The following is a 25,717-nucleotide window of genomic DNA, read 5'->3' on the forward strand; positions in this document are numbered from 1 at the left end:
ATGGCAGCGAAGTGGATCGAGCTGGTGACCGGCTCGCTCGAGCAGAAGAAGCAGTACAAGCAGGCCAAGGCACGGCTGGATGCCCTGCCTGAGCCCTACCTCACCGTGGCGAACGCCTTCAACCGGTACTTCATGTACTACGGCGGGGTCACCGAGGGGGAGACGATGGTGCAGATGTTCTCGGACCTCGCGGACCTGTGGGAACGCGCCGCTATCGACGGCACGCCTGTGAGCGAGATCGTCGGCGAAGATCCCATCGAATTCGCCGAGAGCTTCGCTCAGGCATACGGCGGAAAGCGGTGGATCGACAAGGAACGGGGCCGTCTCAACGAGGCGGTCAACAAAGCGAAGGGGCTGGAGTCATGACCAGGACCGGCGGACCCGCCATCCGCGTGCAGGGCATGGAGAAGTCCTACAAGGACTTGCACGTCCTGCGCGGCGTGGACTTCGAGGTGGCACCCGGGGAGCATCTTTGCCCTCCTCGGCTCAAACGGAGCAGGAAAGACCACGATAGTGAAGATCCTGTCCACCCTGCTAAAAGCAGACGCCGGCACAGCCACTGTCAACGGATTCGACGTCGCGACTGAACCGCTCCGGGTCCGGGAGTCCATCAGTCTGACCGGGCAGTTCGCAGCGGTGGACGAGATCCTCTCCGGCAGGGAGAACCTGGTGCTGGTTGCCAAGTTGCGGCATCTGAAGGATCCCGGCCAGGTGGCAGACGATCTTCTGGCCCGCTTCAACCTCACCGATGCAGGTTCGCGAAAGGTGTCCACGTATTCAGGAGGCATGCGCCGTCGCCTGGACATCGCCATGAGCCTGATCGGGCAGCCGAAGGTGATCTTCCTCGATGAGCCGACCACGGGGCTGGACCCCGAAGCCCGCATCGACGTGTGGCAGGTCGTCAAGGAGCTCGCCAAGCAGGGCACCACTGTCCTGCTCACAACGCAGTATCTGGACGAGGCTGAGCAACTCGCGGATCGGATCGCCATTCTTCACGCGGGGCGCATCATCGCGAACGGTACGCTCGCCGAGCTGAAGCAACTACTTCCACCAGCGATGGTCGAGTACGTCGAAAAGCAGCCGACCCTGGAGGAAATCTTCCTCGCACTAGTGGGGAACGACGCCAAGGTCGAGGCAAGTAAGGACAGGTCATGAGCACACACTTCTTGGGAGACACGGCCATTTTGCTGGGCCGCTCCATGCGTCACATCTTCCGCAGCGTGGACACGATCATCACCACAGCCATCACGCCGGTCGCCCTCATGCTGCTGTTCGTCTACGTGTTCGGCGGCGCCATCAGGACCGATACCGATAACTACGTCAACTACCTGCTGCCGGGAATCATGCTGATCGCGATCGCGTCGGGCATCGCATACACGGCCGTCCGATTGTTCACCGACATGCAGAGCGGCATATTCGAGCGGTTCCAGTCCATGCCGATCGCACGATCGTCTGTGCTGTGGGCTCACGTTCTGACCTCGCTGGTCGCCAACGGGCTCTCGCTGGTGATCATTGTGCTGGTTGCCCTCCTCATGGGATTCCGCACCTCGGCAAGCGCACTGGACTGGCTCGCTGTTGCCGGAATCCTGGCGCTCTTCACTGTGGCACTCACCTGGATCGCAGTCATCGCCGGCCTTTCAGCGAAGTCCGTGGACGGTGCCAGCGGATTCTCCTACCCGCTGATCTTCCTGCCCTTCATCAGCTCGGCCTTCGTCCCCACGGAGACCATGCCGGGTCCCGTGCGGTTCTTCGCGGAAAACCAGCCCGTCACGTCGATCGTCAACACCATCCAGGATCTGTTTGCACAGCGACCGATCGGCGGCGACATCTGGATCGCCCTTGCCTGGTGCGTGGGCATCCTCGTCCTTGCGTACGTCTTCGCCATGGCCGCATACAGGCGCAAGATCGCCTAATGGCGTATCGGACAAGCTCCCTTCCACCAGTCTCCCGCTGAGACGGAGGGGCACACTGGCATACTGACGCCATGGCTATCCGAAGGACCATGGGTGGATTGGCGCTACGGTACTGGGCCGTCGTTATCCTGGCTGCCGCAACCCATCTGGCGGGCTTGTGGTTTCATTCATCGGGCATCTATCAGGGTCCGGCGAATGTCCCGCTCAGCCAATTCCCTGAGAATGTGGATTTTGTATTCGTTTTGACTTTCGCTGCCACCATGATCGGACTCAAGTACGTGGTCTACGAGCTCGCAGTGAGGGCCTTTACAGGGAACTACAAAACCCCTGCCATCCGGCTCTGCTTCTACGCCGGTTATGCGGCCGCGTTGGCGATCGACATGGCGTCGATATTTTCGTCGTCGAAACCCATAGCAGATGCAGGCTTAGCCATTGTGGCCGCAGTTTTCCAAAGTCCATTGGTCCTCATCGCATCTGCGGGCGCAATCGCAGCCATTGTTCTCTGGAAAGACACGCCTCCCAAAACAGGGGCTACCCGGGCTCCCTGAACGTCTTGCCGTTCGTCACTGCGCCCTCTGCCGTGAAGTGATCCGTTGGCGGTCTACCAACGTCGCAAATTCGTGGCCCCGGCGGCGGTGAACAAACCCCAGGCCGAGCATGGCTCACCATTTGACACGTCAGTAGGTATTTCGGGGCTGGCTGGGGTGGTGGGCACGCCACAAAGGTCGAACGGTATCGTCAGGAGCTGATCTCGAAGAAGAGCCCTTCCGACACAAGATTGGGCGCGGAACCCTCCCGCACGGAGGAAGAGGACAGCGGGCCGACTGTTTAGGACTCAGCCAGTAAAACGGGTGGCAGCCAGCGAGGATACTTAGTGCATGAACTCCGCGGCACCAGCACAAGCTCACATTGCAGCCCTCGCTGATGACCATGGAGGTCCATGTCTCCACGAACCGCAGCTGGAGAGCACCCATCCCGTTTCTGGATTTCGTCGTGGACGGCGTACCTCTTGTGGAGATCGTGCTCGGAACAGGCTCGGAAAGACTGCCCACCAGGCTTCAGACCGAATGGGAACTGTTCAACCTGGAAGAACAGATTGATCGCATGCTCGGGCGGCAGGAGCCCGAATATGAGGATGGCCGGAGCGCGATGTACATCTGCCGGTGCGGGGATCTCGACTGTTTCGCCATCGGCGCCCGGATCATCAGCGACTCGGAGAAAATCACATGGACTGATTGGGCCTGGAAAGATGGGTTTGGGCTGACCGACCCTATCGATGAGCTCGACGCGCTCACTTTTGCCCGGTCGGAATACGAGCACGTGCTTGGCGACGCCGCGCGAATGCTTGCCACTATTCCTGATTGGAAACCACCAAAGCAGAAATTAAGCGGGACTGGGGCATTGATGTCCAAACAGGCAAGCAAGAGGGCCTGGCTCAGGCGCTCAGCCTTATCGACATCGGCGGTCTCATCAACGAGTAATCCGCCATTGTCCTACACGAGTGCTGGGGAAATACACATGAAATCAGCCTCGCTTCACTGCCATTACTTTTGGTGTCTCCCGGGCCGGGAACTGCTCGATCACGTCTCCGGTTGCGGTATCGATGACCACGATTGTGTTGCGCGGCCGGGCCGGATCGGGAACAACGTCGAAGTCGATGTCTGATACGGACCTCGTCTGCCCGGGGGTCATCCTTCGCCCAGTTGAACGCGTCAATGATTTCGCCGGTGTTCGTGTCGACCGTCACCGTTTCGGCCGGCAGGCCGGTCATGTCGCCCGAGGCGGGGGTCGCATTCCACCAGCCGTCGTAACCCCCGACGCTCACCGGCGTCGAACTCATTGCTGCTGACTGGCCCGTGATGTGCTCCCGGGTAGAACCTTCCGGTCGGTTTCGGCGATGAGGAACACGTCGATCGGGTCCTCGTGCTCCTGAACGAATCCGTTGCGCTCATAAAGACGTCTCGCCGGGCTGCCTTGGAGGACGTTTAGCCGGAAAGGCCGGTGATCTCGCTGCGTCATCATGACGTGGCGCAGTACGGCACTCCCCAGCCCCTGACCTTGATACTCAGGGGCCAGGTAGAAGTGTTCAATCCATTGCTCATCGGATTCGGGGCGGACCGCAATGGAACCCGCAGCGGAGGCATCAACGTCGATGACAAAGGTATGCGCCGGGTGAAAACCGGCGAGGAAGCGCTGTCTCACGCGCACCGGATCCCAGCGTCCGAGCCGCTCGAGATCGGGCCGCATGACCTGGGCACGGAGCTCTGCAATCCATGGAGCGTCAGACGGAAGGCTTTGGCGCAAAGACCAGACGAGAGGCATGTCGTTATTGAAGCTGAAAGTACGCGAAACAACGAAATCGAGCGGATCCCACAGTTGATCAGGCAGGTCATATTGTCAGCTTGTCAGTTTGACCTTACATTTAAACCATTCACGCGCTAGTATTTCTGAGATGCGGATCACATCTTCCGCGAAACCCTGACAAAGGAGTCCCTGATGGCTACTGCCCATGTGCAAAGCGGAACGTCTAGACCGGCCCCGCTCCCGCCTTTGACTGACGGGCCGCACCGCAAGCGTCTTGGCCTTGTTGCCCTGATTGCCACGTTCGGTGGCCTGCTATTCGGTTATGACACAGGCGTTATCAACGGCGCGCTCAGGCCGATGACCGCCGAACTCGGCCTGACCGCACTCACGGAGGGAGTCGTTACAAGCTCCCTGCTCTTCGGCGCCGCAGCGGGCGCAGTGGGAGGCGGCCGCCTTTCCGACACCTGGGGGCGTCGAAAGACGATCATCCTCCTGGCCGTCCTGTTCCTCGCCGGCGCCCTGACCTGTGTGTTCGCGCCGAACTTCGAGGTCATGGTCGTCGGCCGCGTCATCCTCGGCCTCGCCGTCGGCGGCGCCTCCTCGGTGGTCCCGGTGTATCTCGCCGAGCTCGCCCCCTACGAGATCCGCGGCTCGCTCGCGGGCCGCAACGAGCTCATGATCGTCATCGGCCAGCTCGCGGCGTTCGTCGTCAACGCCATCATCGGCAGCGTGTGGAGCGAACTCGGCGGCGTCTGGCGCATCATGCTCGCCGTCGCCGCACTGCCCGCCATAGCCCTGTTCCTTGGCATGCTCCGGATGCCAGAGTCCCCGCGCTGGCTCATCTCCAAGGGCCGCAACCAGGAAGCGCTGGATGTTCTCTCCACAGTCCGTTCGCCCGAGCGCGCCGCCGCGGAAATGGCAGACGTCAAGCACCTCGCCGAAGAGGAAGAGCAGATGAACCTGTCCGGCTGGGGCGCGCTGAAGAACAAGTGGATCCTGCGCATCCTGCTCGTCGGGATCGGCCTGGGCGTCGCGCAGCAGCTCACCGGCATCAACTCGATCATGTACTACGGCCAGTCCGTGCTCATCGAGGCAGGCTTCGATTCGGGCGCCGCGCTCATCGCTAACATCGCCCCCGGCGTCATCGCCGTCGTCGGCGGCGTCATCGGGCTCTCCCTGATGCAGCGCATCAACCGCCGCACCACCCTCATTACCGGCTTCGTCCTGACCACGATCTGCCACTTCCTCATCGGCATCGCCTCCATCGCGCTGCCGGTCGGCGACCCGGCACGGCCGTTCGTTATCCTCGTGCTGGTGGTTGCCTTCGTGGGCTCGATGCAGACGTTCCTCAATATCGCCGTGTGGGTGATGCTCTCGGAGATCTTCCCGCTGCACATCCGCGGCTTCGCGATCGGCATCTCCATCTTCTGCCTGTGGATCGCCAATGCCTTCCTCGGCTTGTTCTTCCCGTCCCTGGTAGCGGCGGTCGGCATCACCGGGACCTTCTTCCTTTTCGGCATCGTCGGCATCCTGGCGCTGATCTTCATCTATACCCAGGTCCCCGAAACCCGCGGACGGACCCTCGAAGCGCTCGAAGAGGACGTCTCGACCGGCGCAATCTACATCGTCCACAAGAAATAGGCCAGACGCCCAGCTGACCGTCACACGGAGTCCGCCAGTGGCACCGCGTGGCGGTCAGCAGCAGGGGTGCCGGAAGGTCAACGGACCGCAAAGGAGCAAGCAATGACGTTTCAATCCCGGCGCCTCGAGGCCCGCCCTCGGAACTGGGCTAGCGCCGATCCCCGATCCTCCCGGGTCGAGCGCCGCAACCACAAACCGGTTCCCGAGTATGAGAAACCTCTGGTGAAAACAGGAGAGGCACGTCTATGGCAGAGGCTGAACAGCGGTGACCGGGTCGAAGTGGTCCACAAAGAGAAATACAGCAAGACAGGGACAGTCGACACACGCACCTGTGACGGCAACACCGTGTGGATAATCCTGGATCAAGGCATGGGCCGGATTGCCGTGACCGAAGGGGACCCGGTAGCGCTCGTCCCCGTCTAGCAAAGCGAGCGGATCCGTGGATACCGCCCCATCCTCGACACCGTCGGCATTGTCACCGGTGTGTTGGCAGGAAGCCTGGAGCTCATGATCATTGGCCAGGTCATTGGGGGCGTCGGTTTCGGCGCAGCGTTCTCTGCCGCGCACTGCGCCTCATCATGCCTGAGCGGCAGGCGCGCCCGGGGTTCCTGGCGTTCCCGTGTGGGAGACTCGTCCAGTGATTACCGAACACGCGCTATTGTCCGTCATCCCCGGTCAGGAACATGACTTCGAGCTGGCGTTTAGCAAGGCGCGGCCCATCATCTCTTCGATGGCTGGCTTCCGGAATTTGTCGTTGTCGCGTTCGATCGAGTCGCCGAACACTTATTTGCTACTCGTTGAGTGGGAGCGGCTCGAAGACCATACAGTTGGATTCCGACAGTCCGAGCAATACGCGAAGTGGCGCGCCCTGTTGCACCACTTCTACGATCCTTTCCCCGTCGTGGAGCACTACCAGAACGTCCTGTAGGCGGTCCGGCCCAGGCTACCGACCGGGGACGGATACAGAGGACCACGCCTAGGGTGGTGTGATGGACGACGAAGGGCTGGACCAGCTCGTACTCACCTGGTGCGAACACGAACTGGGCCCCGGAGCGCTGGAACCATTGAACCCGGCGTCGACGGTTGCCTGAAGATTCAGCAGCAGGCCGCGGACAGCGGACTGCCCTGCGCGCGGCCCGTCACGGGGCCCAAACCCTGGCGAACGGACTCGTGGTCTCCGGTGAAGAGTGGCGGGCCGGCGGAGGAATCATGACGGGCGACGGCCCCGAACACGCCCGCCGCTCAGGCGCGCCGCTGGCCCGACTCATGCGGACCTTGGGAGACCTGCCCGCCTGAAGCGCTGGGCCCTCCCCCGCCATGGATGCACTGGAATTTCACGGGCGGCAGCCTCTGGCCACCCAACGCTCCTGTTGACCGGATGGATCAGTCGCTGGTCCCAGCCTTTGCAAGCACCCGTACCCCCGCCCTCGCACCGATCCGCAACTCCGCATCATGTATCCGCGCCTACGAACTGGCCCGCGACCGGACGTTCACCGACGACGAGCGGCAAATCGCCTGGGCGGCAAGCCTGTGGCCAGCCCTCCACAACGCCCGAGGGGAATGCCTCTTCCAATCGTCCCCAATCGCAGCAACCGCCCTCATCGCCCAGGCAGCGGAACGCCTGGCCCTCGCACGCGCCTGATGGTGCTGAGAAATGGTGCCCGCATGGTGGCAGGATTAAGGGATGGACATCATCGCCTTCCTCGAAGCCCGAATCGCCGAAGACGAAGCCATCGCGCTGGCCGCATCACCCGCGCCCTGGGAATGGTTCGGTGAACCCGGGAGCGACACCGCGGCCCTCTACTCCGCCAACGAACGAACCGTCCTCGACGCCCGCGCCGACCACGCACCCTGCTACCTCGAATGCAAAGCCGAGGACCGGGTGTACATCGCACGGTTCAACCCCGGCCGCATCCTCGCTGAATGCGCCGCCAAGCGACAGATGCTGGCCAACGTCCCGCTCGTCACCGACATCCCCAGCGAAGTCGACGGCACCAGCGAATACGTCCTCATGTGTATGGCAGCCCCCTACAGAGACCACCATGACTACCAGGACGGCTGGGCCATCGACCTCTGAGACGGCTGAGGCAGCGCCCGGGCAGCAACTGACTGAGCCGGGCTCCGGGCCCCGCCCTCGTTTATGCGCCGCGGTTCAGGGGGCGACTGTGTAGGCGCCGCTGATCGCGATGCGGTTATAGGTGTTGATCGCCATCGTCAACCACGTCACGGCGGACACCTGACCGGGGGTCAGATGGGCGACCGCTGACTCGTACACTCCGGTGTTGATGTGGGAATCCTGAATGGTGGTGATGTACTCGGCCAGGGCGAGCGCCGAACGTTCTTGCTCGTCGAAGTACATGCTTTCCCGCCAAGCAGGCAGCACGCTCAGCCGCTCGGGACTCTCGCCCTTCGCCAGCGAGTCCTTGGTATGGAGCCGTAGGCAGAACGCACACCCGTTGATCTGGGAAGCACGGATCTTTACCAGTTCGATGAGAAGTGGTGACAGTCCTTCTGCGAGCGCTGTCTTATCCGTTTGCACCGCCACCGCCGTCAGTGCCCTGTAGAGCTCCGGGTGCTTGCTTCCAACGTTCGTCCGCAGGGTCTTTGATGTGGTGGTCATTGCGTGCTCGTCCTCCTGGTTTGCTGGTGGTCACTCAGCGCTTGTTCCTGCGCTGGTTCCACCATCCCTCCAGGGCCGTTGACCGGACGAAGGAATGGGACGAAATGGCACTGAACGTCCCACCCCATGGCCGTCAAGTGCGCCGGAGCGCCTATTTCCGCGCCGCCCGGTAGCTCTCCAAGTAGGAGGGGCTTGCTGCCCCGTCAATGGCGAAATGGGTCAGATGCCGCAGAAACGCGCCGTCAATGTCCTGTCCGGTTGCGATCAACCGGTGATGGATCGCCCCGTACACAGCGTCGATCACCATAACGAGGTCCACATCGTCGCGGATCTGCCCGCGGCGCTGGCCCCGGAGCAGGATTTCAAGAAATCCCTGCCGGCGCTCGCGCAGCAGCGTCTGCCGGAACTGGACCGCAAACTCCTCGCTGCGGATCGCCTCAGCCAACAGATTGGCGACCGTCGACGCCGCCCCGCCCACCTTCAGACAGTACGTCAAAGCGACAAGGTACGCATGCAGGTCCCGGGCAACATCACCGGTGTCATCAACGCTCGTCAGCAAATTCGTCTTGTACGTGAAGGCCTCGAGCACCAGCAGCTGACGCGATGGCCAATAACGGTAGAGGGTTGACTTGCTCACCCCCGATGCCCGGGCAACAGCATCTATCGTGACGGCGTCATACGTCAGACGGTCAACGAGGACACTGGCAGCCTTGAGCACCCGCAGCCGCAACCCAGCCTCGTGCGAAGCAGTCAATGGATGCGCGGGATCAGCCGCGCTACGCAGCGCCACGCGAAGACCTGACCTTCGATCGCCGGCATCCGGCCTGGCTGTCACCGGTTTGGTCCTGACTCTTGCGCCCAGTCCTCAGCAGACGGCCTTCTTCACGAGCTCGCTGATCCTTTCCTCGTCGGCGGCGGTCAGCGTCGTCAGAGCGAAAGAGGTCGGCCACATGGTGCCGTCGTCGAGGTCCGCCACGTCATTGAAGCCGAACGTTGCATACCGTGTCTTGAACTTGTGCGAGCTTTGGAAGAAGCAGACCACCTTGCCGTCCTTCGCGTACGCGGGCATCCCGTACCAGGTTTTCGGCGTGAGTTCCGGTGCGCTGGCCCTGATGATGGCATGGAGTCGCTCGGCGATGGCGCGATCCGGTTCCGGCATTTCGGCGATCTTCTCGAGCACGTCGCTTTCCCCGTCCGCCTTGGAACCGTTCGAGGAGCGGCGCGTGGCCGCCTTGAGCTCCTGCCCGCGTTCCTTCATCGCGGCCCGTTCCTCGTCCGTGAATCCGTCATACGTCTTTGCGCCCGTGGCGGACTTGTCCGTGTCCTTCATTGCGGGTTTCCCTTCTGCGCGGTCCGATGGGAACCACCCTACTGTCAGGAAGCGGCCACCGGGGCGGCTTCTTCAGAAGCAAATTGACCACCTTTCGTGTCTCGGTCTCCCCGGGCGGCCCCGCCCCTATCCAGAGTCGCGGGTGGCATGCAAGCATGAGGCTCACCAGAAAATGCACAGTGAGGGACTCCATGAAATCCAACGAACTGCTGCTGGACTGCTTCGGCCGGATCCGTGAGACCGTTGCCGCCGTTCTTGAAGGGGTCGACGGCGAGACCCTGGTCCGCCGGCCGGCGGGCACCGGGAACTCGATTGCGTGGCTGATCTGGCACCTCAGCCGGGTTGAGGACGCGCAGGTGGCATCCGCCGCCGGCCTGCAGCAGGTCTGGACGGCGCAGGAGTTTGCCGGCCGCTTCGCGCTGCCGCTGCCCGAGCGCGACACCGGCTACGGCCATTCGACCGAGCAAGTAGACGCGGTGAAGGCCCCGCCGGAGCTGCTGCTCGAATACTACGAGGCCGTTCACCGGCAGACCGTGGAGTTTGTGAAAACTCTCGGCGACGGGGACTTCGACCGCATCGTCGACAGACGCTGGGACCCGCCCGTCACCCTCGGCGTGCGGCTGGTCAGCACTATTGCCGACTGCCTGCAGCACGTGGGCCAGGCAGCCTACGCAAAGGGCTTGCACCCCTCGCACGGTTAGGGGACAGGCGAGCAGGCGTCTTCTATTTGATGCCGTATTCCTCGTCCGTGACCAAGTCGCCCCACTCGGATTCGGGGCCTTCGGCAGGGGCTTCCCACATGGCCAGATGGGTCATGAAATGGTCGGGTGCGGCGCCGTGCCAGTGCCACTCGCCCGGCGGCGTGTAGACGGTGTCGCCGGCCTTCATCACGAGGATTTCCCCGCCCCGGGACTGGACCAGCCCCACGCCTTCGGTGACGTGCAGGGTCTGGCCGACGGCGTGCGAGTGCCAGGCCGTCCGTGCACAGGGGGCGAAGTGGACCGAGTTCACGCGCATTCGCGACGGTTCGGGCTGCGGGGCGGCTATGACGTCGAAGAACACATCCCCCGTGAACATTTCTGCGGGTCCTTTGACGCTGGGCTTCTTGGGCTGGATTTCCAAAATTTCTCCTTTTAGTTGTGGGCGGCGGCTGTAACTCAGCCTTCGATGCCCGTGCTGAGGCTGAGGTCCCGCCATTGGTCCAGGTCCGTGCGCTCTGCCTGGGCGACGGCAGCAAATGCGTCGTACGCATCTTTGCCGAGCACCAGCAGAGACGGCGGGTCTCACTTTCGACGATAGTCAGGATGGCTTCTGCGGCCTTTGCCGGGTCGCCTGGCTGGGTGCCGTGGATCGTGTCCTTCTCCTTGCGCCGTTTCCCGGCCGTCTCCGCGTAGTCCTCGATCGCCGTCGCAGACTGGGTGAGTGAACGGCCGGCGAAGTCGGTGCGGAACGCGCCCGGCTCGACGACGGTGACGTTGATGCCGAGCGGCTGCAGTTCCTTGTGGAGGGATCCGGACAGGCCCTCAAGGGCCGCCTTTGTTGCCGAGTAGTATCCGGATCCGGCCGGTGAGATGCGCGCCCCAATGGAGGAGATGTTCAGGATGGACCCTGCCCTGTTCGCGCGCATGTCCGGGAGGACTGCTTTAATCATGTCGACGGCGCCGAAAATGTTAGTGTCGAACAGCTGCCGAACGTCGGCGTCGTCCGCTTCCTCAACCGCCGCCCGGTAGCCGTAGCCGGCATTGTTGACGAGCACGTCGATGCCGCCGAAGCGCGTCCGGGCCTGCTGCACCGCCGAGCTGATCTGCGCCCGGTCGGCGACGTCGAGGGGCAGGGCAAGTGCCGTGTCGGGGAAAGCGGCCGCGATGTCCTGCACCGTGGTGACGTTTCGTGCTGTGACGACGGCGTTGTGGCCGTGGGCGAGCACGGCTTGGGCGAGGGCGCGGCCGAGTCCGGTCGAGCATCCTGTGATGAGCCATGTGGCCATGAAGGGTCTTCCTTTCGTGGGGAATGCCAGAGTCTGTCGGGGCGGCGTGCGCTACGGGCGGACCAGGACCTTAAGGGCCTCGCGGGAATCCATGGCGCGGTACCCGTCGGGCACTTCGTCCAGGCTGATGGTGCGGTCGAAGACCTTGCCGGGGTTCACGGTGCCGTCGAGGACGCCGGGCAGTAACGTCTCGATGTAGGCACGGACGGGGGCGGGGCCGCCGGTGAGGGTGATGTTCGGGCCGAACATGCTGCCGAAGCCGATCGGGGCGTCCTCGTACTGCGGCACGCCGACGCGGCTGATGACGCCGCCGGGGCGGATGACGCCGAGAGCCTGGTCATACGCCGGCCGGTGCCCAACGCACTCCAGCACCGTGTGGGTGCCGTCGCCGCCCGCGAGCTCACGGACCCTCTGGATCCCGGCCTCGCCGCGCTCGGCGACGACGTCGGTGGCGCCGTATTCGATGCCCAGGTCGGTGCGGGCCTTGTGCCGGCCCATCAGAATGATCTGCTCGGCACCCAATTGCTTGGCCGACAGCACCGCCATCAGGCCCACGGCGCCATCCCCAATGACCGTCACCGTTGTCCGCTCATTGACGCCTGCCTTGACTGCGGCGTGGTAGCCGGTGCCGTACACGTCCGAGAGGGTCAGCAGTGACGGCAGCAGCGGCGAGTCCTCAGCGACCGGAGCCTTGACCAGGGTGCCGTCAGCGAACGGGACGCGGACGGCTTCGGCCTGTGCGCCGCCGATTCCGCCGGAGGCCCAGAACCCGCCGTGGCGGCAGGAGGTCTGCAGGCCCTCGCGGCAGAAGTCGCAGGTCCCGTCGGACCAGGCGAACGGGGCGATGACGAAGTCGCCCTTCTTCAGGGTCGACACGTCCTTGCCCGTCTCCTCGACGACGCCGATGAACTCGTGCCCCATCGGGCTGCCCTGCCGGGAAGCAGGCATGCCGTGGTACGGGTGCAGGTCGGATCCGCAGATGCATGAGTTGACGATCCGCACGAGCGCGTCGGTCGGATCCTGGATGACCGGGTCCGGCACGTTCTCCACGCGCACGTCGCCGGCGCCATACATGATGGTTGCTCGCATTGTTCTTTCCTTTCACTTCTCCGGAATCGGAGCTTGGAGGCGGGCCGCGTTGCGCCGCCAGGGGGCCGGGCGTTAGCGGGTGATGGCATGCAGCTCCTCACGCACGTGTTGCGGCTCGCCGTCCGGCCCGTTGTAGTCGAACCAGCCGGGCCGCACGACCGTGTACGGCAGGCCGCTGGCGCGGACGAGCCGTTCGGAACGGCGCTTCCAGTCGTGGGCCTCGGTGGACCGGTTGTAGGCTCCGGTGCGGTTGGTGACCCCGATGGAGGTCATCAGCGCTACCCGTGCTGTCCGTTTGCCCAGGGCAGTTAGGACGTTGCGCACCCCGCCGTAGTCGACAGTCTCGGCACCGACCTTGCCGGCGCCGTCGGAGCCGAGGGTGAACACGACGGCGTCGATCCCCTCCACTGCGCCGGTCAGCGTCTCGGGCCGGGTGACGTCCCCGACGACGGCTTCCGCTTCCTTCGGCAGCCGCCGGGCCTTGTCGAGGTGGCGCACCAGGGCACGGGTGGTGTGCCCCTGCCGGATCGCTACCTCGACGACGAGCCGGCCGACGCTGCCGGTCGCACCGACAACCAGCACGGTGCTGGGGCGAGTGGCCACTGTTGCTCCTTGAGTGTTGGGGGTCTTGCGGCCGGAGGCCAGGGTTCCTCTCCATACAACAGCAGTCGATCCCCGTTTGGGAGGGGCTGTTGATACAGGTACTCCCAGTGCCTCCCGCCCATGGTTGAAGGCTCCTAGGGTGGAGAACCGGAGAACAGGAGATCATCATGAGCGACGTCATTGTTGTCATCGGAGCCGGATCGATCGGTCAGGCAATCGCCCGGCGCGTCAGCGCGGGCAAGCGGGTTGTGTTGGCGGACCTGAACCAGGGCAACGCCGACGCGGCGGCCGAGGTGTTGGGCAACGCCGGTTTCGAGGTCAGCACAATGACCGTCGACGTGTCCTCGCGCCAGTCCGTTCACGCCCTGGTCGAGGCGGCCACGGCATTGGGCGACGTCACGGGTGTCATCCACGCCGCAGGTGTCTCACCCAGCCAGGCGTCGCCGGAAACCATCCTGGCTGTGGACCTGTACGGGACTGCCGTGCTGCTCGAGGAATTCGGGAACGTCATCGCCCGCGGCGGTGCCGGCGTGGTCATCGCCTCGCAGTCAGGGCACCGCTTGGGTGCCCTGACTACCGGGGAAAATACCGCCCTCGCGACGACGCCGGCCGACGAGCTGTTGGCGCTCCCCATGCTTCAGCCCGACCAGGTCACAGACTCCCTCCACGCCTACCAGCTGGCCAAGCGCGGTAACTCGCTCCGCGTGATGGCCGAGGCCGTTCGTTGGGGCAAACGCGGCGCGCGGATCAACACCATCAGCCCCGGCATCATTTTCACGCCGCTCGCCAAAGATGAGCTCACCGGCCCCCGCGGCGAGGGATACCGGCGCATGATCGAGCTGTCGCCGGCAGGACGGGGCGGCACTCCGGACGAGGTCGGCACCGTGGGCGCGCTCCTCATGGGCCAGGACGGCGCGTTCATCACCGGCAGCGACTTCCTCATGGACGGCGGCGTCACAGCATCCTACTTCTACGGCGAACTCGCCCCGCAGTGATCGACTAATCACACCGGCCCGGAACCCAGAGCGGACGACGGCGGGACGTCCCGCCGTCGTCCGCTTGCGTTTGGTGCCGCTCCCCTACAGCGCCGACCAGTCGCCGTCGGACGCCAGAAGGGCGCCGTTGACCCGTCCGCCGGCGCAGCGACGACGGCGGCCACGGTCTCTTCGGTGGCCGAAGCCTGCAAGTCCGGTCCGGCACACCTGCGGCTCCGAATCAGTTTCAGAGACCACGAGCAGAAGGTGACCATGAGTGTTCAGCAGGAACCCGCCCCCACGGCGGCCACGCTGCGGCGGCAGATCATTCCCCCGGAGCTGGGCCCCTGCACGGTGCGTGTCCAGCAGGGCACCGGAGACCGGCGTCCCGAGTCCAGTACACCGGATGTCTACCTTCACGGCGCCGCGGGATCTTGGACTACCTTCCGGGCGCTGCTTTCCGGGGCTCCGGGCCATGATCGGGTGCTGATAGATCTACCGGGCTGGGGTGAATCCACGAAGGGTGCCCTGCTGGAACATTTCAGCATCGAGGCGATGGGGCGCGCTGTCACCGAAGTGCTGAACTCGCTCGGCTACTGGCGGTGGAACCTCGTCGGCCACTCAATGGGAGGCTTCCTGGCATTGCACCTTGCCGCGGCGTGGCCGGAACGGACCGCCAGCGTAGCCACCATTTCAGCCACCACATTCGGCGTGTCCGAGGCGGCCCGGCGGCCACTGCGCAGCTTGTTTGGGTTCCCAGCGTTTGCCGGGATGCTGCTGGTCATGCGTTCCATGGCGGCCCTCGGTCCGGCGGGCTCGGCTCTGATCCGTTCAATCGCGACCACCCCCGTGATGGGACCGCTGATGTCCCCGTTCTTCGCAGATCCCGCAACGATATCCGCGGGGGTGATCCGCGGGCTCGGCGACGACGCCCGGCCGGCCAGCTTCTCCGCGGCTGCCCGGGCCGCGGCGCACTACGATTTTGGCCAGTGGCGCAGCGTGCTCTGCCCGGTGCTGGCGATCCGCGGGGACAGCGATGTGTTCACGCCTCCGTCCGACCTGGTCAGGTTGGCCGAAATAGTCCCGCACGCCGAGATGGTGACGATTCCGCGTTGCGGCCACTTCGCCAATATTGAGCGGCCGGAGCAGGTGCAACGGCTCCTCGATGACATGCGGTGTCCATGAGGCGTCCGCCCGGAGCTGAACAGCTCACACTCCTACGCGATGAGCGCCCAGAAGTGTCCGTACCTGGTCGCGGATGTTCCCGATGACCGAGTCGTCGCTAAGACTCATGAAAACCGTGGCCGTCATGTTGATGAACATGATTGCCGAGATGATCCTCGCCAGCTGCGCCGCATCCTGTTCGTTCCTGTCGCCATCCCTGCTCAGGATCGCGGCGATGGCATCGTCTACCCGCCCGGTCAGTTCGAGCCCGACCTTGTGATGGTGTTCGTCGGGATCGCCGAACACGAGCTCTCGAAGATAGGTGCGGCCATTCTCGATCTGTACGCGATTGCAAGCGACGATCGGCTGCACGATCGCCATGACGGCGTCCAGGATGCCTGCTGTCGCACCGGCAGCTGTGACACCACTGTCAATGGCTTCGGCGTACTTGACGTTATGCACCAGGAGGAGGAGCTCCGCCTTCGTCTTCGCATAGAAGAAGAGCGTTCCTGTGCCCACATCGGCTTTGTCGGCGATCTGCTGTGTCGTGACCTCGTCGACGCCGTACTCGCTGAAGAGCTCGCGGGCCGCGGACGTGATCCGATCGAGCTTCTCCTGTTTGTTGCGCTCGCGACGGCCGGGGGTTCGAGATTCAGCAGGCATGAGTCGATTATCCACAATCCTCGCGGGAATAATTTTGAGCGTACTCGGTTATGAGTATAGTCAGAACATTTCTACAGGAGGATCCAATGCCATCACTGAACGGAGCCGTTGTGCTCGTTACCGGCGCCAACGGCGGAATCGGCACCGAGTTCGTACATCAGGCCCTCGCCAGAGGCGCCGCGAAGGTGTACGCGACGGCGCGAATCCCGAAAGCCTGGGATGACGACCGCGTCGTGCCGTTGAAGCTCGATATCAACAGCCCAGCATCCCCCGCTGCGGCCGCCCTGGCCGCACGGGATGTCACGGTACTCATCAACAACGCCGGCATGTTCATTGCCGGCGACTCCATTCTGAACCTTTCCGGTGCGCAGATTCGCGAGACGATGGAGACGAATTTCTTCGGCCCCGTGCTTCTCGCCAAAGCGTTCGCGCCAGTGCTGACGTCTCATCCGGAATCAGTGATCGTGGACATGCACTCGGTCGCGAGCTGGTATGCCTTCGGCGGCGCATACAGTGCCGCGAAGGCCGCACTGTGGTCGGCCACGAACTCCCTCCGCCTCGAGCTCGCACCCGAAGGCACCCACGTGGTCGGCGTGCACGTGGGCTATGTCGACACGGCAATGGCGGCGCACGCCACAGGGCCGAAAATGCAGCCCGCCGACCTCGTGCGCCTCACCTTCGACGCCGTCGAAGCGGGCGATTACGAGGTGATCGCTGACGAGCTGACCGCGTCCGTCAAGGCCGCCCTCAGCGCCCCGGTCCCCTCGCTCTACCCGGAGCTTCTCGGTCCCGTGTCAGCCGAAATCCAAGTAAACGTGAAGGCAGACAAGTGAAGGCGTTTGTCATCGACCACTACAAAGGTCCGCTGCGCCAGGCCGAGGTGCCCGAACCGGCCGTCGGAGCCCATGACGTGCTGGTGGAGGTCAAGGCTGCGGGCGTCAACCAGCTCGATGAGAAGATCCGCCTGGGCGAGTTCCGGCAAATCTTGCCTTACCAAATGCCGCTGATCCTCGGCCACGACCTGGCCGGCGTTGTCACCGCCGTCGGAGCAAAGGTTCGAAACTTCCAGCCTGGGGATGAGGTGTATGCCCGTCCGTCCAAGAATCGGATTGGGACCTTCGCTGAGCGCATCTCGGTGCACGAGGACGACCTGGCTCTCAAGCCCGCGTCAATCAGCATGCGGGAGGCCGGTTCGTTGCCGCTGGTCGCTCTGACGGCGTGGCAGGCCCTCGTGGAACGCGGCAACGTTGCGCCCGGACAGAAGGTGCTGATCCACGCGGGCGCCGGAGGGGTGGGCTCGATCGCGATCCAGCTGGCGAAGCACTTGGGTGCCTTCGTCGCCACCACGGCCAGCGCATCGAACGCGGACTGGGTTCGTGAACTGGGAGCGGATCTCGTCATCGATTACCGGAGCCAAGACTTCGAGGACGTCCTGCGCGACTATGACCTCGTGTTGGACAGCGTCGGCGGCGAGAACCTGGAGAAGTCCCTCCGAGTCCTCAAGCCGGGTGGCAAGGTGATCGGCATCGCAGGCCCGCCGGACCCGCGGTTTGCCAAAGAACTCGGCGCGGGTGCACCGCTGCGGCTTGCCATGACCGTGCTGAGCAGCCGCGTTCGCCGCAAAGCCCGCCGTCGGAACGTGAGCTACGAGTTTCTGTTCATGCGGGCGGACGGTGGCCAGCTGCAGAAAATCTCGGCACTGGTGGATACCGGCGCGATACGCCCGGCGGTCGGACAGGTCTTCCCGTTCGACCAGACACCCCAGGCGGTATCCGCCGCGGGAGCCGGCGGTGGCCGCGGAAAAGTCGTCATCTACAACGAATGATGGCATTGCTTCGAAGCGCCGAGTGATCACCTTCGACTACCGCCGTGATCGTACGATTACGTTCCGTGGTTATCGCACCCAGCAGAAAGGCGATCCACCGCTGGGGACTGCAGAAACCCGACGACCTGGCGGTCATTCGCCAACCGGTTCTGGCCGTGAACGGCGACAACGACCGGATGGTCCCGACGGTCAAGACGGAGGACCTTGCCAGGCGCATCTCCGGCAGCGAGCTCATCATCTATCCAGATGCCGGCCACCGCGCCATCTTCCAGCACCACCACAGCTTCATCACACGTGCGCTCGAATTCCTGGACCGATAGTCTCAGCGCAGCCGTCCCTCATCCAGCGGCCGACGGCGGGACATCCCGCCGTCGGCCGCTTGCGTTGGGTGCCGGTGCGGAGAATCTCAGTCCGTTTCGGGCCCCGAACAGAAAGGACAGTTCTCGTCGCATTCAATTTCCGGGCGCATCAGGCACCGGTCTTTGCCAGATGCTTGAGCTGCTGCGCCTGGGGGTAGGCGTCAAGGAGCCGGCGGGTGTCAGCCAGTTGTTCCTCCCAAACGACGCGGACGATGTCGATCCTGTCGTCCGGTTCCTGAAGGGCGGACAGATAGGTCTGAATTCCGGCGCCACCCTCGCCGGCCGCCTCGTGCAGGGCGATCATGCGAACGGCGATCTTCGTCTGCACCCCGTAAATGGGAATCTGCGGCCCGCGCGGGGCGCTCATTCCAATCAGATACAGCTTTTCCAGGCCTGCGGGAACGATGCCTCCTGCGTAGCGCAGCGGTACGCCGCGCCGGCGCGTGAGGAGAGACTCATCCACGAAAGGCAGGCTGGCGTGGAAGCCGGTCGCCCACAGGATCGTGTCGTATTCGCGGCTCGTCCCGTCGGTGAAATGAACCGTCCTGCCATCGAAGCGCACGATGCCCGGGACCACACGGATGCGGCCATGATGAACCCAGTACAGCAGCAGGTCATTGACCACCGTGCTGCCCTGCGCCAGGGTGCGGTGCTTGGGCTCGGGCATGCCGGGGTAGTTATGCCATTCGCCGATCGAGACACGGGCAAGCAGCCTGCTGATCAGGTCCTGTTCGTCGGCTGAGAACTGGGCCAGGAACTCGACTTGCTGGCGCGGCTTGCCGAAGTAGGTCTTGGGTTGGAAGTACGTGCCTTCGCGGATCACGATGTCAGCTTCCAGCCGGTGCTGTGCGACGTCGACGGCCAGGTCGCAGCCGGAGTTTCCGGCGCCGACGACCAGGACGTTCCGGCCCTCGATGTCGCCGACGTTGCGGTAGGAGCCCGAATGGATCTGCTTCCCCGTGAAGGTTCCCGGGAATTGTGGGATCTTTTGGTCCCATAGATGGCCGTTGGCGACCAGAACGCCGTCGTAGTCGATGCTTTCCCCGGTGTCCAGGGTGACGGTCCAGCCGGCCGATCCGGTCGACCCGGTTGTGTCGATGGGCACGACGGAAACGACTGCCGTGTTGAAGCGGATGACGTCGTAGTGGCCGTTGGCCCGTGCGTAGGACTCCAAATAGGTGCGGACCTGGTCACGCCGGGGGAAGTGGGGATAGTCCGCCGGCATCGGGAAATCCTCAAAGTGGGTCATGTCCCGCGCGGTAATGAGGTGAAGGGCGTCGTAATCGGTGTGCCAGTGGCCGCCGACCCTGTCCGTCTTTTCGTAGCAGTCAACCTCGTGGCCGGGCTTGCGGAGCTGCTCGAGGGCGGAAATGCCGGCCGCGCCGGCGCCGATAACGCAGTAGCGTGTCATGGTCGTCTTGTTCCTTACGTGGATAAGTGGAGTGCCTAGCGGATGATGTCGCCGCCGGACAGCGTGATGGTTTCCCCGGTCATGAATCCCGCGGCGCCGGAGCCGCTGAGGATCCACGCCCACTCGGCGATCTCGGACGGCTGCGCGACGCGTCCGAGGGGGATGATCGCTGCTGCGGCGTCCATCCGGCCGGTCGCGGCGTTGCCCGGCGTGTCGACCCAGCCCGGTGCGATGGCGTTGACGCGGATCCCACGTGGGGCCAGCTCGAGTGCGGTGGCTTTGGTGAGCATGATGACTGCCGCTTTGGACGCCCCGTAGATGAGCTGGCCCGGTGACACTGTGAAGCCATCAACCGACGCGAAGTTCACGACGGCGGAGCGGTCAGCCATGTAGGGCAGGGCGGCGGCCGTGACGTTGATGACGCCGAGAACATTGATGTCGAAGACGCGGTGGAACAGCTCGGCCGTCGCTGTTTCCAGGGTGGAGGGCGGGTAGATTCCGGCGACGTTGGCCACAGCATGTATGTGACTGCCGATGCCGGGCAGGTGTTGTGCGAGGGCGGTGTCGAGAGCGTCACGGTCCCTGACGTCGGCCGTGATCGGGATGAGCTTGCCGTCGGTGCCGGCCGTGTCCACCGCAGCCACGTCCAGGGCGAGGACCGTCCATCCGCGGTCGAGGAAGGCTTGTGCCGTGCTTCGGCCCATGCCGGATCCTGCACCGGTGACCAGCGCAACACCTGACTCCGTAATCTGCGACTGCGTCATCTGATCGTCACCCCGCCGTCAATGAGGAAGTCGGCGCCGGTGGCGAAAGAGGAGGCGTCAGTGGCGAGGTAGACCACCAGCGGTGAGATTTCGTCGGGTCGGGCGCGCCGGCCCAGAGGCGTGCCGGAAGAGGTGCCGCCCGCCGGCTCGTCGTCGTTCATCGGTGTGTCGACTCCGCCGGGGCTGATGGAGTTGACGCGGATGTTGTGCGGTGCGTACTCGAGGGCTGCAGCCCGGGTGAGGGCGAGGACGGCTGCTTTCGAGGCTGAGTAGGCGCCGTAGGCTTCGGCTCCCCGGTGCGCTGCGGTGGAGGCGATGTTTATGATGGTGCCGCCGCTGCGTCGGGCCAGGGCCGGGAACGCAGCTTTCATGCCGAGCAGTACGGATGTCGCATTGACTTTTTGGAGCAGCTCCCACTCGGCGATGGTCAGATCGTTCAGCGGCGTGACCCGAATGATTCCGGCGTTGTTGACCAGGGTGTCGAGTCCGCCGTCGTGCTTTTCAATGTCAGCGATGGCGTTTGACCATGCTGCCTCGTCGGTGACGTCGAGGTGGATGTAGCGCACGGACAGCCCTTTGTTGCTCAGTTCGGCGGCGGTCTTTTCGCCCTCCTCGTCACGGACGTCGGCAATCACGACGCGCATTCCTGCGGCGGCCAGCGCTTCGGCGTGGGCTGCGCCTTGGCCCCGTGCGCCTCCGGTGACGAGTGCAACGCGTTCAGTCAGCTCAGGCATGTCAGGTGTTCCTCCAGGTTTGGTGATGTGTGGTTTTGTTACCGCGCGCCGGCGCTTACCGGGGCCGCGTTGGAGCTAAAGCATGCCGGGTTCGCCGACGTCAGCTGCGCTGGCGTCCATGCCGTATTTCTTGAGCAGGTCCGCGATTGTTCCGTCCTTGCGGAGGTCCTCGATGTTGTCGTTGATGGCTTTGGTGAGGGCGGTGTTGTCGAGCTTGGTTGGCCAGTTCAGCTGTCCCGGGTGTGCGGTGACGGGAATTCTGGCATCCGGCTGGAGAGGTACGATCTGGGCGTCCTTGATAGGCGTGGACTCGAACCGTGCGGTCGTGGCGCCCACGCTGTCGATGACCGCATCGATGCGGCCGGCGGCCAGGTCGTTGAAGGCGGCTTCGGGATCCTGGTAGACGGAAAACTTGTCCCCGAAGACCTGGGAAAACTCGTCGTTCCAGAGGTTGCCTGCCACGGAACCGATTTTCTTGCCGTCTAGGTCGGCGATGGTCTTGTAGCCGGCCACCGAGACGAGTGCCCCTTGGTCTAGGTAGACGGGGTTGCTGAGTGCGACGACCTTGGCGCGGGCCTTGGTCCGCCACCAGTCACTCGCTGCGAGGTCGGCCCGTCCGGCTTGGACGGACGGGATCGCGGCACCTGCTCCGCCTGAGGCCTCGAGGGTTACGGTCAGGCACTCCCGCTTGGCGATCTCGTTGAGAAGCTCGCCTTCAACTCCGGAGATTTGGTTTCCCTCGATCTTCAAGTGCGGGGCGAAGTCATAGGCGGCGACGGTAAGGGTGCCGCTGGTGATTGTCGAAAACTCGTGCTTCGGCGTGCAGGAGGGGTCCACGGCGGCGCCCGCGGTGGTGCTGCAGCCGGAAAGGACGAGAGCGAGGCCGGCGGCAGCGGCGCTGACGGGTGCGCCGCGGCGGATCCATGCGCTGTTGGGTTTCATGGTTTGGTCCTTTTGCTGGGTTGGGGTGTTGTGTTTGCTCAGAGGTGCCGGCTGAGGCGTTGCTCAGCGAGGCGGACGAAAGCCAGTGCGACGAGGGTGATTGATCCGTAGAGCACCGACGTCAGTGCGAACACGCTGAGGTATTCGAAGGTGATGGAACCGAGCGCGTAGGCCTTGGACATCAGTTCCGGGACAGCTATCACGAAGGCCAGGGAGCTTGTTTGGAAGATGGTGACGCCGAGGCTGGCCAGGGGCGGGGTGGAGATGCGGATGGCCTGGGGAAGGATGATGTACCGGAACCCGGACCATCCGCGCAGCCCCGACGTGACAGCGGCTTCGCGCTGGCCGGCCGGGACTGCGGCGAGGCCGGAGCGGAACAGTTCGCTGGCGTAGGCTCCGGTGGTCCAGGACAGTGAGATGACGCCGGTGGCAAAAGCAGACAGTGTCACTCCGCCTTCCGGAAGCCCGAAGTACAGCAGGTAGAGGAGTACCAGCGCCGGAGCGCCGCGGCCCACCTCCACCACAACGAGGGCTGCTATGCGCAGCGGCTTGACCGGGCCTTCAAGGATGAGGGCCAGCAATAGGCCGAACGGCATTCCAAAGAGCAGGCAGAGTCCGGTCAGGGTGAGGCTGACGCCAAGGCCTGGGGACAGCGCGGGCAGCCAGCTGATCCATTGGTCGAGGAAGGGCATCAGGCCACCTCAAGCTTCTGGCGGAGCACGCGGTCCACCCGGCGGGCGGCCAGCGCGAGCGGGATGCTCATGGCGATGTAAAGGAGCCCGGCGATACTGAAGGCCAGGAGGCCCTGGTGTGTTGCCCGGGACACGAGGCCTGCCTGGTAGGTGATTTCGTGGACGCCGATGGTGGAGGCGAGCGCTGAGTCCTTCAGGAGCGAGATGGCGTAGGCGGCGATGGCCGGCAGTGTTACTTTGAACGCCTGCGGGGTGATGATGTACCGGGTTTTGGGCAGGAACTTCATGCCCAGCGCGGTCGCTGCTTCCCACTGTCCCTGCGGGATGCTGAGCAAACCCGAGCGGTATGTCTCTGCCATGTAAGCGGAGGCGATCATGGAAAAGCCGATGATGGACGCTGAAACAGAGTCCAGCCGCAGGGCGTACTGCGGCAGGCCAAAGTAGATCAGGAACAGCCAGGTGATGGGCGGGATGGTCCGGACAATGTCGATGTAGGCAGTTGCCAGCGTCCGCAGCGGAGTCCATGCCGAGCGGCGGGCGGCCACGAGCGGGAGCCCCAGCAAGGCGCCGATCAGCAGGGAGGCCCCGGTGATAGACACGGTCATCCCGACTCCCGCGGCAATTTGGGCGAACATGTTCGTCACCTGTCCAGCACCGCCCGCAGGAACTTCTTCGTGCGTTCGTGTGTCGGTGCGGTCATGACTTGTTCGCTGGGGCCCAGTTCGAGGACCCGCCCGTCTGCCATCACCATGACGCGGTCGGACACGTCGCGGGCGAAGTGCATTTCGTGGGTCACCACGATCATGGTCATTCCCTCGTCCGCGAGGTCGCGCATGACTGCGAGCACTTCGAGGCCGAGCTCGGGATCAAGGGCCGACGTCGGCTCGTCGAAAAGCATCACTTTCGGCGACAGTGCCAGCGCCCGGGCGATCGCGATGCGCTGCTGCTGACCACCGGAGAGCCGGGAGGGGTGCTGGTCGCTTTTGGCTGCGAGTCCAACCCGGTTGAGCAGGGAATCCGCGACGGCGTTCGCCTCCTCCCGGCTCCGGCCAAGAACCTTCATCTGGGGAAGGGTGATGTTTTCCAGCACCGTCAGATGAGGGAACAGGTTGAAGTTCTGGAAAACCATGCCCGTCACCCGCCGGAGACGGTCGAGGCTGGCACGATCGGGACGCCGCGCGCCCGCGTCAACCGTGGTGTCACCGATGGTGATGGTCCCGGCGGTGGGCACCTCGAGGTAGTTCAGGCACCGCAAAAAGGTGCTCTTGCCCGCACCCGAGGGGCCGATGATCGAGACCACCTCCCCCTCGGCCATATCAAGATTCACATCATGAAGAACTGCGTGCTTGCCGTAGGACTTGTGCAGGCCGAGGACCTTCACCCCGCCCACAGTCGGCGGCGATGCGGCGCGCTCTGTTGCGATCTCCATGGCATTTGCTCCTCTCGGGTCGATCCATAGGTAAAAGCTTGGGAATAAGAAGATGTAAGCAGGATCACCTTGGGATAACAAGACTTTTCATGAAGAAGGCGGAAAGTTTTTCGCACCGGAAATACAACAATTGTTGGCGTAATGGCCTTGAAACATAGGCAATGGCTATGCTAGCCAAGCGTCCGCCTATAAGCTGGGCCATCAAGATGGAGAAAGGCTATGGACCTATGACGATCCTTCAGGTCAACTACTTCCTGGCGGCCGCGGCGGCAGGGTCGCTCACGCAGGCGGCCGATGAACTGGGAATTTCACAGCCGACGCTCTCGGAGCAGATACGCAAACTTGAGCAAAGTGTCGGCGTCGCACTGTTTACCAGGGCCAAGCAGGGACTGACGCTGACGGAGGCGGGCCAGCGGTTCCTGCCTCACGCCCGAAAGGTTGCACGCGACTACACGGCAGCCATGGACTCCGTCTCAGGCATCCGGGACCGGCAGGAAGGAACCGTGGCGTTCGGGATGTTCAACAGCGGGCAATACGTGCTTTCCGGCCTCATCCCCGCGTTCCGCTCCCTTTACCCGAATATCCATGTCCGCGTCATCGGATCGAATTCCGCCCAAGTCGCCGACCTTGTGCGCGCAGGCCGCCTTGAAGCGGGCGTCGTAGCTTTGCCGATTGACGCCCGCGGGCTCACCATGGGCGATGTCCTTTGGTCCTGCGAGGCTGCCTACTTCCACACCAAGCCCGCATTGACCGAACCGGTCACCATCGAAGGACTGCTGCAGCGGCCGCTGGTCCTGCCGGATTCAGGCTGGGCACAGAACGACCCCACCAGGCGCCAGCTGAGCGAACGCGCCCAAACTATCGGCATGCCCTTCATTCCGGACATCGAAGTCGAGACGGGGGCGGCAGCACTCGCCATCGCCGCCAGCGGCACCGCGGCTGCCGTGGCCTCCGTCCCGGTGGCGGAAGCCCTCGGCTACACCAACCGCCTCAATTACGTGAGCCTGGATCCGCCGCTCATCGAAACATTCGCCATCATCAGCCGCGATCCCGCAAGCCTCTCGCCGGCCACTCAGGCCATGATCAAACTCGCCGAAGAGCACATGCGAATGCTCCACCGGCAGTACCAGCCGACGTGACCTGACCGCCGTCGGAGTCCCCCGGACGACGGCGGGAGGTCCCGCCGTCGCACGCTTGCGCTGGGTACCGGCTCCCCTACAGCGCGGACCAGTCGCCGTCGGACGCAAGGATTGCGCCGTTGACGTTGGTGCAG

33 protein-coding genes and 2 pseudogenes are annotated in these 25,717 nt (G+C 64.0%); 18 read left to right on the top strand and 17 right to left on the bottom strand.

All coding sequences use genetic code 11. The features are described 5' to 3' along the window. From ASG92_RS04055 to ASG92_RS04075, 5 genes and pseudogenes are all read left to right on the top strand, one after another. Positions 1-366, top strand: coding sequence for a DUF1048 domain-containing protein (locus ASG92_RS04055; RefSeq protein WP_056624820.1), 366 nt, complete (start codon positions 1-3; stop codon positions 364-366). Next, positions 363-1,155, top strand: a pseudogene (locus tag ASG92_RS04060) (ATP-binding cassette domain-containing protein). The gene ASG92_RS04055 and the pseudogene ASG92_RS04060 overlap by 4 nt, the downstream one beginning before the upstream one ends. Beyond that, a complete protein-coding gene (locus ASG92_RS04065) occupies positions 1,152-1,913 on the top strand; it encodes an ABC transporter permease (RefSeq protein WP_056624822.1) in 762 nt (253 codons plus the stop codon). The pseudogene ASG92_RS04060 and the gene ASG92_RS04065 overlap by 4 nt, the downstream one beginning before the upstream one ends. 71 nt (positions 1,914-1,984) lie before the next feature. Next, entirely contained in the window at positions 1,985-2,461 is a 477-nt protein-coding gene (locus tag ASG92_RS04070; protein ID WP_056624825.1) for a hypothetical protein, read from the top strand. A 376-nt stretch (positions 2,462-2,837) separates the two neighbouring features. Continuing rightward, positions 2,838-3,578 carry a hypothetical protein gene (locus ASG92_RS04075; RefSeq protein WP_157372091.1) on the top strand — a complete coding sequence of 247 codons (741 nt, stop codon included), beginning with the start codon at positions 2,838-2,840 and terminating at the stop codon, positions 3,576-3,578. A 171-nt stretch (positions 3,579-3,749) separates the two neighbouring features. On the opposite strand, the gene ASG92_RS04080 is transcribed toward ASG92_RS04075, so the two are convergent. Beyond that, positions 3,750-4,235, bottom strand: coding sequence for a GNAT family N-acetyltransferase (locus ASG92_RS04080; RefSeq protein ID WP_056624830.1), 486 nt, complete (start codon positions 4,233-4,235; stop codon positions 3,750-3,752). A 174-nt stretch (positions 4,236-4,409) separates the two neighbouring features. Here ASG92_RS04080 and ASG92_RS04085 point away from each other — a divergent pair, with 174 nt between their 5' ends. The 6 genes from ASG92_RS04085 (at position 4,410) to ASG92_RS04110 (ending at position 7,935) form a co-directional block, all read left to right on the top strand. Further along, positions 4,410-5,858: a sugar porter family MFS transporter gene (locus ASG92_RS04085; RefSeq protein ID WP_056624833.1), complete on the top strand. Its 1,449-nt coding sequence runs from the start codon at positions 4,410-4,412 to the stop codon at positions 5,856-5,858. Positions 5,859-5,960: 102 nt separating this feature from the next. After that, on the top strand, positions 5,961-6,281 hold the full coding sequence (locus tag ASG92_RS04090) for a hypothetical protein (RefSeq protein WP_056624834.1): 321 nt from the start codon (positions 5,961-5,963) through the stop codon (positions 6,279-6,281). 214 nt (positions 6,282-6,495) lie between these two features. Then, the gene (locus ASG92_RS04095; protein WP_056624835.1) at positions 6,496-6,786 is read left to right on the top strand and encodes an antibiotic biosynthesis monooxygenase; all 291 of its coding nucleotides are present in this window, start codon (positions 6,496-6,498) and stop codon (positions 6,784-6,786) included. Positions 6,787-6,941: 155 nt separating this feature from the next. Beyond that, on the top strand, positions 6,942-7,154 hold the full coding sequence (locus ASG92_RS04100; protein ID WP_056624836.1) for a hypothetical protein: 213 nt from the start codon (positions 6,942-6,944) through the stop codon (positions 7,152-7,154). Positions 7,155-7,236: 82 nt separating this feature from the next. Then, complete coding sequence (locus ASG92_RS04105; protein WP_157372092.1) at positions 7,237-7,500, top strand: hypothetical protein; 264 nt, start codon at positions 7,237-7,239, stop codon at positions 7,498-7,500. Between the two features lie 42 nt (positions 7,501-7,542). Next, positions 7,543-7,935 (top strand): DUF6221 family protein, encoded by a 393-nt coding sequence (locus ASG92_RS04110; RefSeq protein WP_056624840.1) that lies wholly within the window; start codon positions 7,543-7,545, stop codon positions 7,933-7,935. Positions 7,936-8,010: 75 nt separating this feature from the next. Here the strand turns inward: ASG92_RS04110 and ASG92_RS04115 are convergent, their stop codons facing one another. The 3 genes from ASG92_RS04115 to ASG92_RS04125 all read right to left on the bottom strand — a co-directional run bounded on the left by ASG92_RS04115 (position 8,011) and on the right by ASG92_RS04125 (position 9,808). Next, a complete protein-coding gene (locus ASG92_RS04115; protein ID WP_056624842.1) occupies positions 8,011-8,478 on the bottom strand; it encodes a carboxymuconolactone decarboxylase family protein in 468 nt (155 codons plus the stop codon). 151 nt (positions 8,479-8,629) lie between these two features. Continuing rightward, positions 8,630-9,268 carry a TetR/AcrR family transcriptional regulator gene (locus ASG92_RS04120; RefSeq protein ID WP_056624849.1) on the bottom strand — a complete coding sequence of 213 codons (639 nt, stop codon included), beginning with the start codon at positions 9,266-9,268 and terminating at the stop codon, positions 8,630-8,632. Between the two features lie 75 nt (positions 9,269-9,343). Beyond that, positions 9,344-9,808: a DUF1801 domain-containing protein gene (locus ASG92_RS04125; RefSeq protein ID WP_056624852.1), complete on the bottom strand. Its 465-nt coding sequence runs from the start codon at positions 9,806-9,808 to the stop codon at positions 9,344-9,346. A gap of 191 nt (positions 9,809-9,999) precedes the next feature. Here ASG92_RS04125 and ASG92_RS04130 point away from each other — a divergent pair, with 191 nt between their 5' ends. Then, positions 10,000-10,509 (top strand): DUF664 domain-containing protein, encoded by a 510-nt coding sequence (locus ASG92_RS04130; protein ID WP_056624855.1) that lies wholly within the window; start codon positions 10,000-10,002, stop codon positions 10,507-10,509. A 22-nt stretch (positions 10,510-10,531) separates the two neighbouring features. On the opposite strand, the gene ASG92_RS04135 is transcribed toward ASG92_RS04130, so the two are convergent. The 4 genes and pseudogenes from ASG92_RS04135 to ASG92_RS04150 form a co-directional block, all read right to left on the bottom strand. After that, a complete protein-coding gene (locus ASG92_RS04135; protein WP_056624858.1) occupies positions 10,532-10,930 on the bottom strand; it encodes a cupin domain-containing protein in 399 nt (132 codons plus the stop codon). Positions 10,931-10,965: 35 nt separating this feature from the next. Then, positions 10,966-11,795: pseudogene (locus ASG92_RS04140) on the bottom strand (oxidoreductase). A gap of 51 nt (positions 11,796-11,846) precedes the next feature. Continuing rightward, the gene (locus ASG92_RS04145) at positions 11,847-12,884 is read right to left on the bottom strand and encodes an alcohol dehydrogenase catalytic domain-containing protein (protein WP_056624860.1); all 1,038 of its coding nucleotides are present in this window, start codon (positions 12,882-12,884) and stop codon (positions 11,847-11,849) included. Positions 12,885-12,956: 72 nt separating this feature from the next. Further along, on the bottom strand, positions 12,957-13,487 hold the full coding sequence (locus ASG92_RS04150; RefSeq protein ID WP_082579292.1) for an SDR family oxidoreductase: 531 nt from the start codon (positions 13,485-13,487) through the stop codon (positions 12,957-12,959). 167 nt (positions 13,488-13,654) lie between these two features. On the opposite strand from ASG92_RS04150, the gene ASG92_RS04155 reads away from it, so the two are divergent. After that, positions 13,655-14,482: an SDR family oxidoreductase gene (locus ASG92_RS04155; RefSeq protein WP_056624863.1), complete on the top strand. Its 828-nt coding sequence runs from the start codon at positions 13,655-13,657 to the stop codon at positions 14,480-14,482. A gap of 84 nt (positions 14,483-14,566) precedes the next feature. Here ASG92_RS04155 and ASG92_RS29545 read toward each other — a convergent pair whose 3' ends face one another. After that, positions 14,567-14,719 (bottom strand): hypothetical protein, encoded by a 153-nt coding sequence (locus ASG92_RS29545; protein ID WP_157372093.1) that lies wholly within the window; start codon positions 14,717-14,719, stop codon positions 14,567-14,569. 15 nt (positions 14,720-14,734) lie between these two features. Here ASG92_RS29545 and ASG92_RS04160 point away from each other — a divergent pair, with 15 nt between their 5' ends. Then, positions 14,735-15,646 (top strand): alpha/beta hydrolase, encoded by a 912-nt coding sequence (locus tag ASG92_RS04160; RefSeq protein ID WP_056624997.1) that lies wholly within the window; start codon positions 14,735-14,737, stop codon positions 15,644-15,646. 24 nt (positions 15,647-15,670) lie between these two features. Here the strand turns inward: ASG92_RS04160 and ASG92_RS04165 are convergent, their stop codons facing one another. After that, positions 15,671-16,288: a TetR/AcrR family transcriptional regulator gene (locus tag ASG92_RS04165; RefSeq protein WP_056624865.1), complete on the bottom strand. Its 618-nt coding sequence runs from the start codon at positions 16,286-16,288 to the stop codon at positions 15,671-15,673. A gap of 86 nt (positions 16,289-16,374) precedes the next feature. Here ASG92_RS04165 and ASG92_RS04170 point away from each other — a divergent pair, with 86 nt between their 5' ends. From ASG92_RS04170 to ASG92_RS28105, 3 genes are all read left to right on the top strand, one after another. Continuing rightward, positions 16,375-17,121 carry an SDR family oxidoreductase gene (locus ASG92_RS04170; RefSeq protein ID WP_056624866.1) on the top strand — a complete coding sequence of 249 codons (747 nt, stop codon included), beginning with the start codon at positions 16,375-16,377 and terminating at the stop codon, positions 17,119-17,121. After that, positions 17,118-18,113 (top strand): NADP-dependent oxidoreductase, encoded by a 996-nt coding sequence (locus ASG92_RS04175; protein ID WP_056624867.1) that lies wholly within the window; start codon positions 17,118-17,120, stop codon positions 18,111-18,113. The genes ASG92_RS04170 and ASG92_RS04175 overlap by 4 nt, the downstream gene beginning before the upstream one ends. Positions 18,114-18,178: 65 nt before the next feature. Then, complete coding sequence (locus ASG92_RS28105) at positions 18,179-18,433, top strand: alpha/beta hydrolase (protein WP_056624868.1); 255 nt, start codon at positions 18,179-18,181, stop codon at positions 18,431-18,433. Positions 18,434-18,581: 148 nt separating this feature from the next. On the opposite strand, the gene ASG92_RS04185 is transcribed toward ASG92_RS28105, so the two are convergent. From ASG92_RS04185 to ASG92_RS04215, 7 genes are all read right to left on the bottom strand, one after another. Further along, complete coding sequence (locus ASG92_RS04185; protein WP_056624871.1) at positions 18,582-19,883, bottom strand: FAD-dependent oxidoreductase; 1,302 nt, start codon at positions 19,881-19,883, stop codon at positions 18,582-18,584. A 35-nt stretch (positions 19,884-19,918) separates the two neighbouring features. Then, the gene (locus tag ASG92_RS04190; protein WP_056624874.1) at positions 19,919-20,647 is read right to left on the bottom strand and encodes an SDR family oxidoreductase; all 729 of its coding nucleotides are present in this window, start codon (positions 20,645-20,647) and stop codon (positions 19,919-19,921) included. Next, positions 20,644-21,381, bottom strand: a complete 738-nt coding sequence (locus ASG92_RS04195; RefSeq protein ID WP_056624875.1) for an SDR family oxidoreductase — start codon at positions 21,379-21,381, stop codon at positions 20,644-20,646. The genes ASG92_RS04190 and ASG92_RS04195 overlap by 4 nt, the downstream gene beginning before the upstream one ends. A 75-nt stretch (positions 21,382-21,456) precedes the next feature. Continuing rightward, positions 21,457-22,323, bottom strand: a complete 867-nt coding sequence (locus ASG92_RS04200) for an ABC transporter substrate-binding protein (protein ID WP_056624876.1) — start codon at positions 22,321-22,323, stop codon at positions 21,457-21,459. A 38-nt stretch (positions 22,324-22,361) separates the two neighbouring features. Then, entirely contained in the window at positions 22,362-23,015 is a 654-nt protein-coding gene (locus tag ASG92_RS04205; protein WP_056624878.1) for an amino acid ABC transporter permease, read from the bottom strand. Then, positions 23,015-23,650, bottom strand: a complete 636-nt coding sequence (locus ASG92_RS04210; RefSeq protein WP_157372095.1) for an amino acid ABC transporter permease — start codon at positions 23,648-23,650, stop codon at positions 23,015-23,017. Before ASG92_RS04210 ends, ASG92_RS04205 begins: the two co-directional genes overlap by 1 nt. Before the next feature lie 5 nt (positions 23,651-23,655). Beyond that, positions 23,656-24,444 carry an amino acid ABC transporter ATP-binding protein gene (locus ASG92_RS04215; RefSeq protein ID WP_056624889.1) on the bottom strand — a complete coding sequence of 263 codons (789 nt, stop codon included), beginning with the start codon at positions 24,442-24,444 and terminating at the stop codon, positions 23,656-23,658. 227 nt (positions 24,445-24,671) lie between these two features. Here ASG92_RS04215 and ASG92_RS04220 point away from each other — a divergent pair, with 227 nt between their 5' ends. Next, complete coding sequence (locus tag ASG92_RS04220; protein ID WP_056624893.1) at positions 24,672-25,583, top strand: LysR family transcriptional regulator; 912 nt, start codon at positions 24,672-24,674, stop codon at positions 25,581-25,583. Positions 25,584-25,717: the final 134 nt, after the last annotated feature.

It is taken from the genome of Arthrobacter sp. Soil736 (genome assembly GCF_001428005.1).
In the GTDB taxonomy this organism is placed as follows: Bacteria; Actinomycetota; Actinomycetes; order Actinomycetales; family Micrococcaceae; genus Arthrobacter.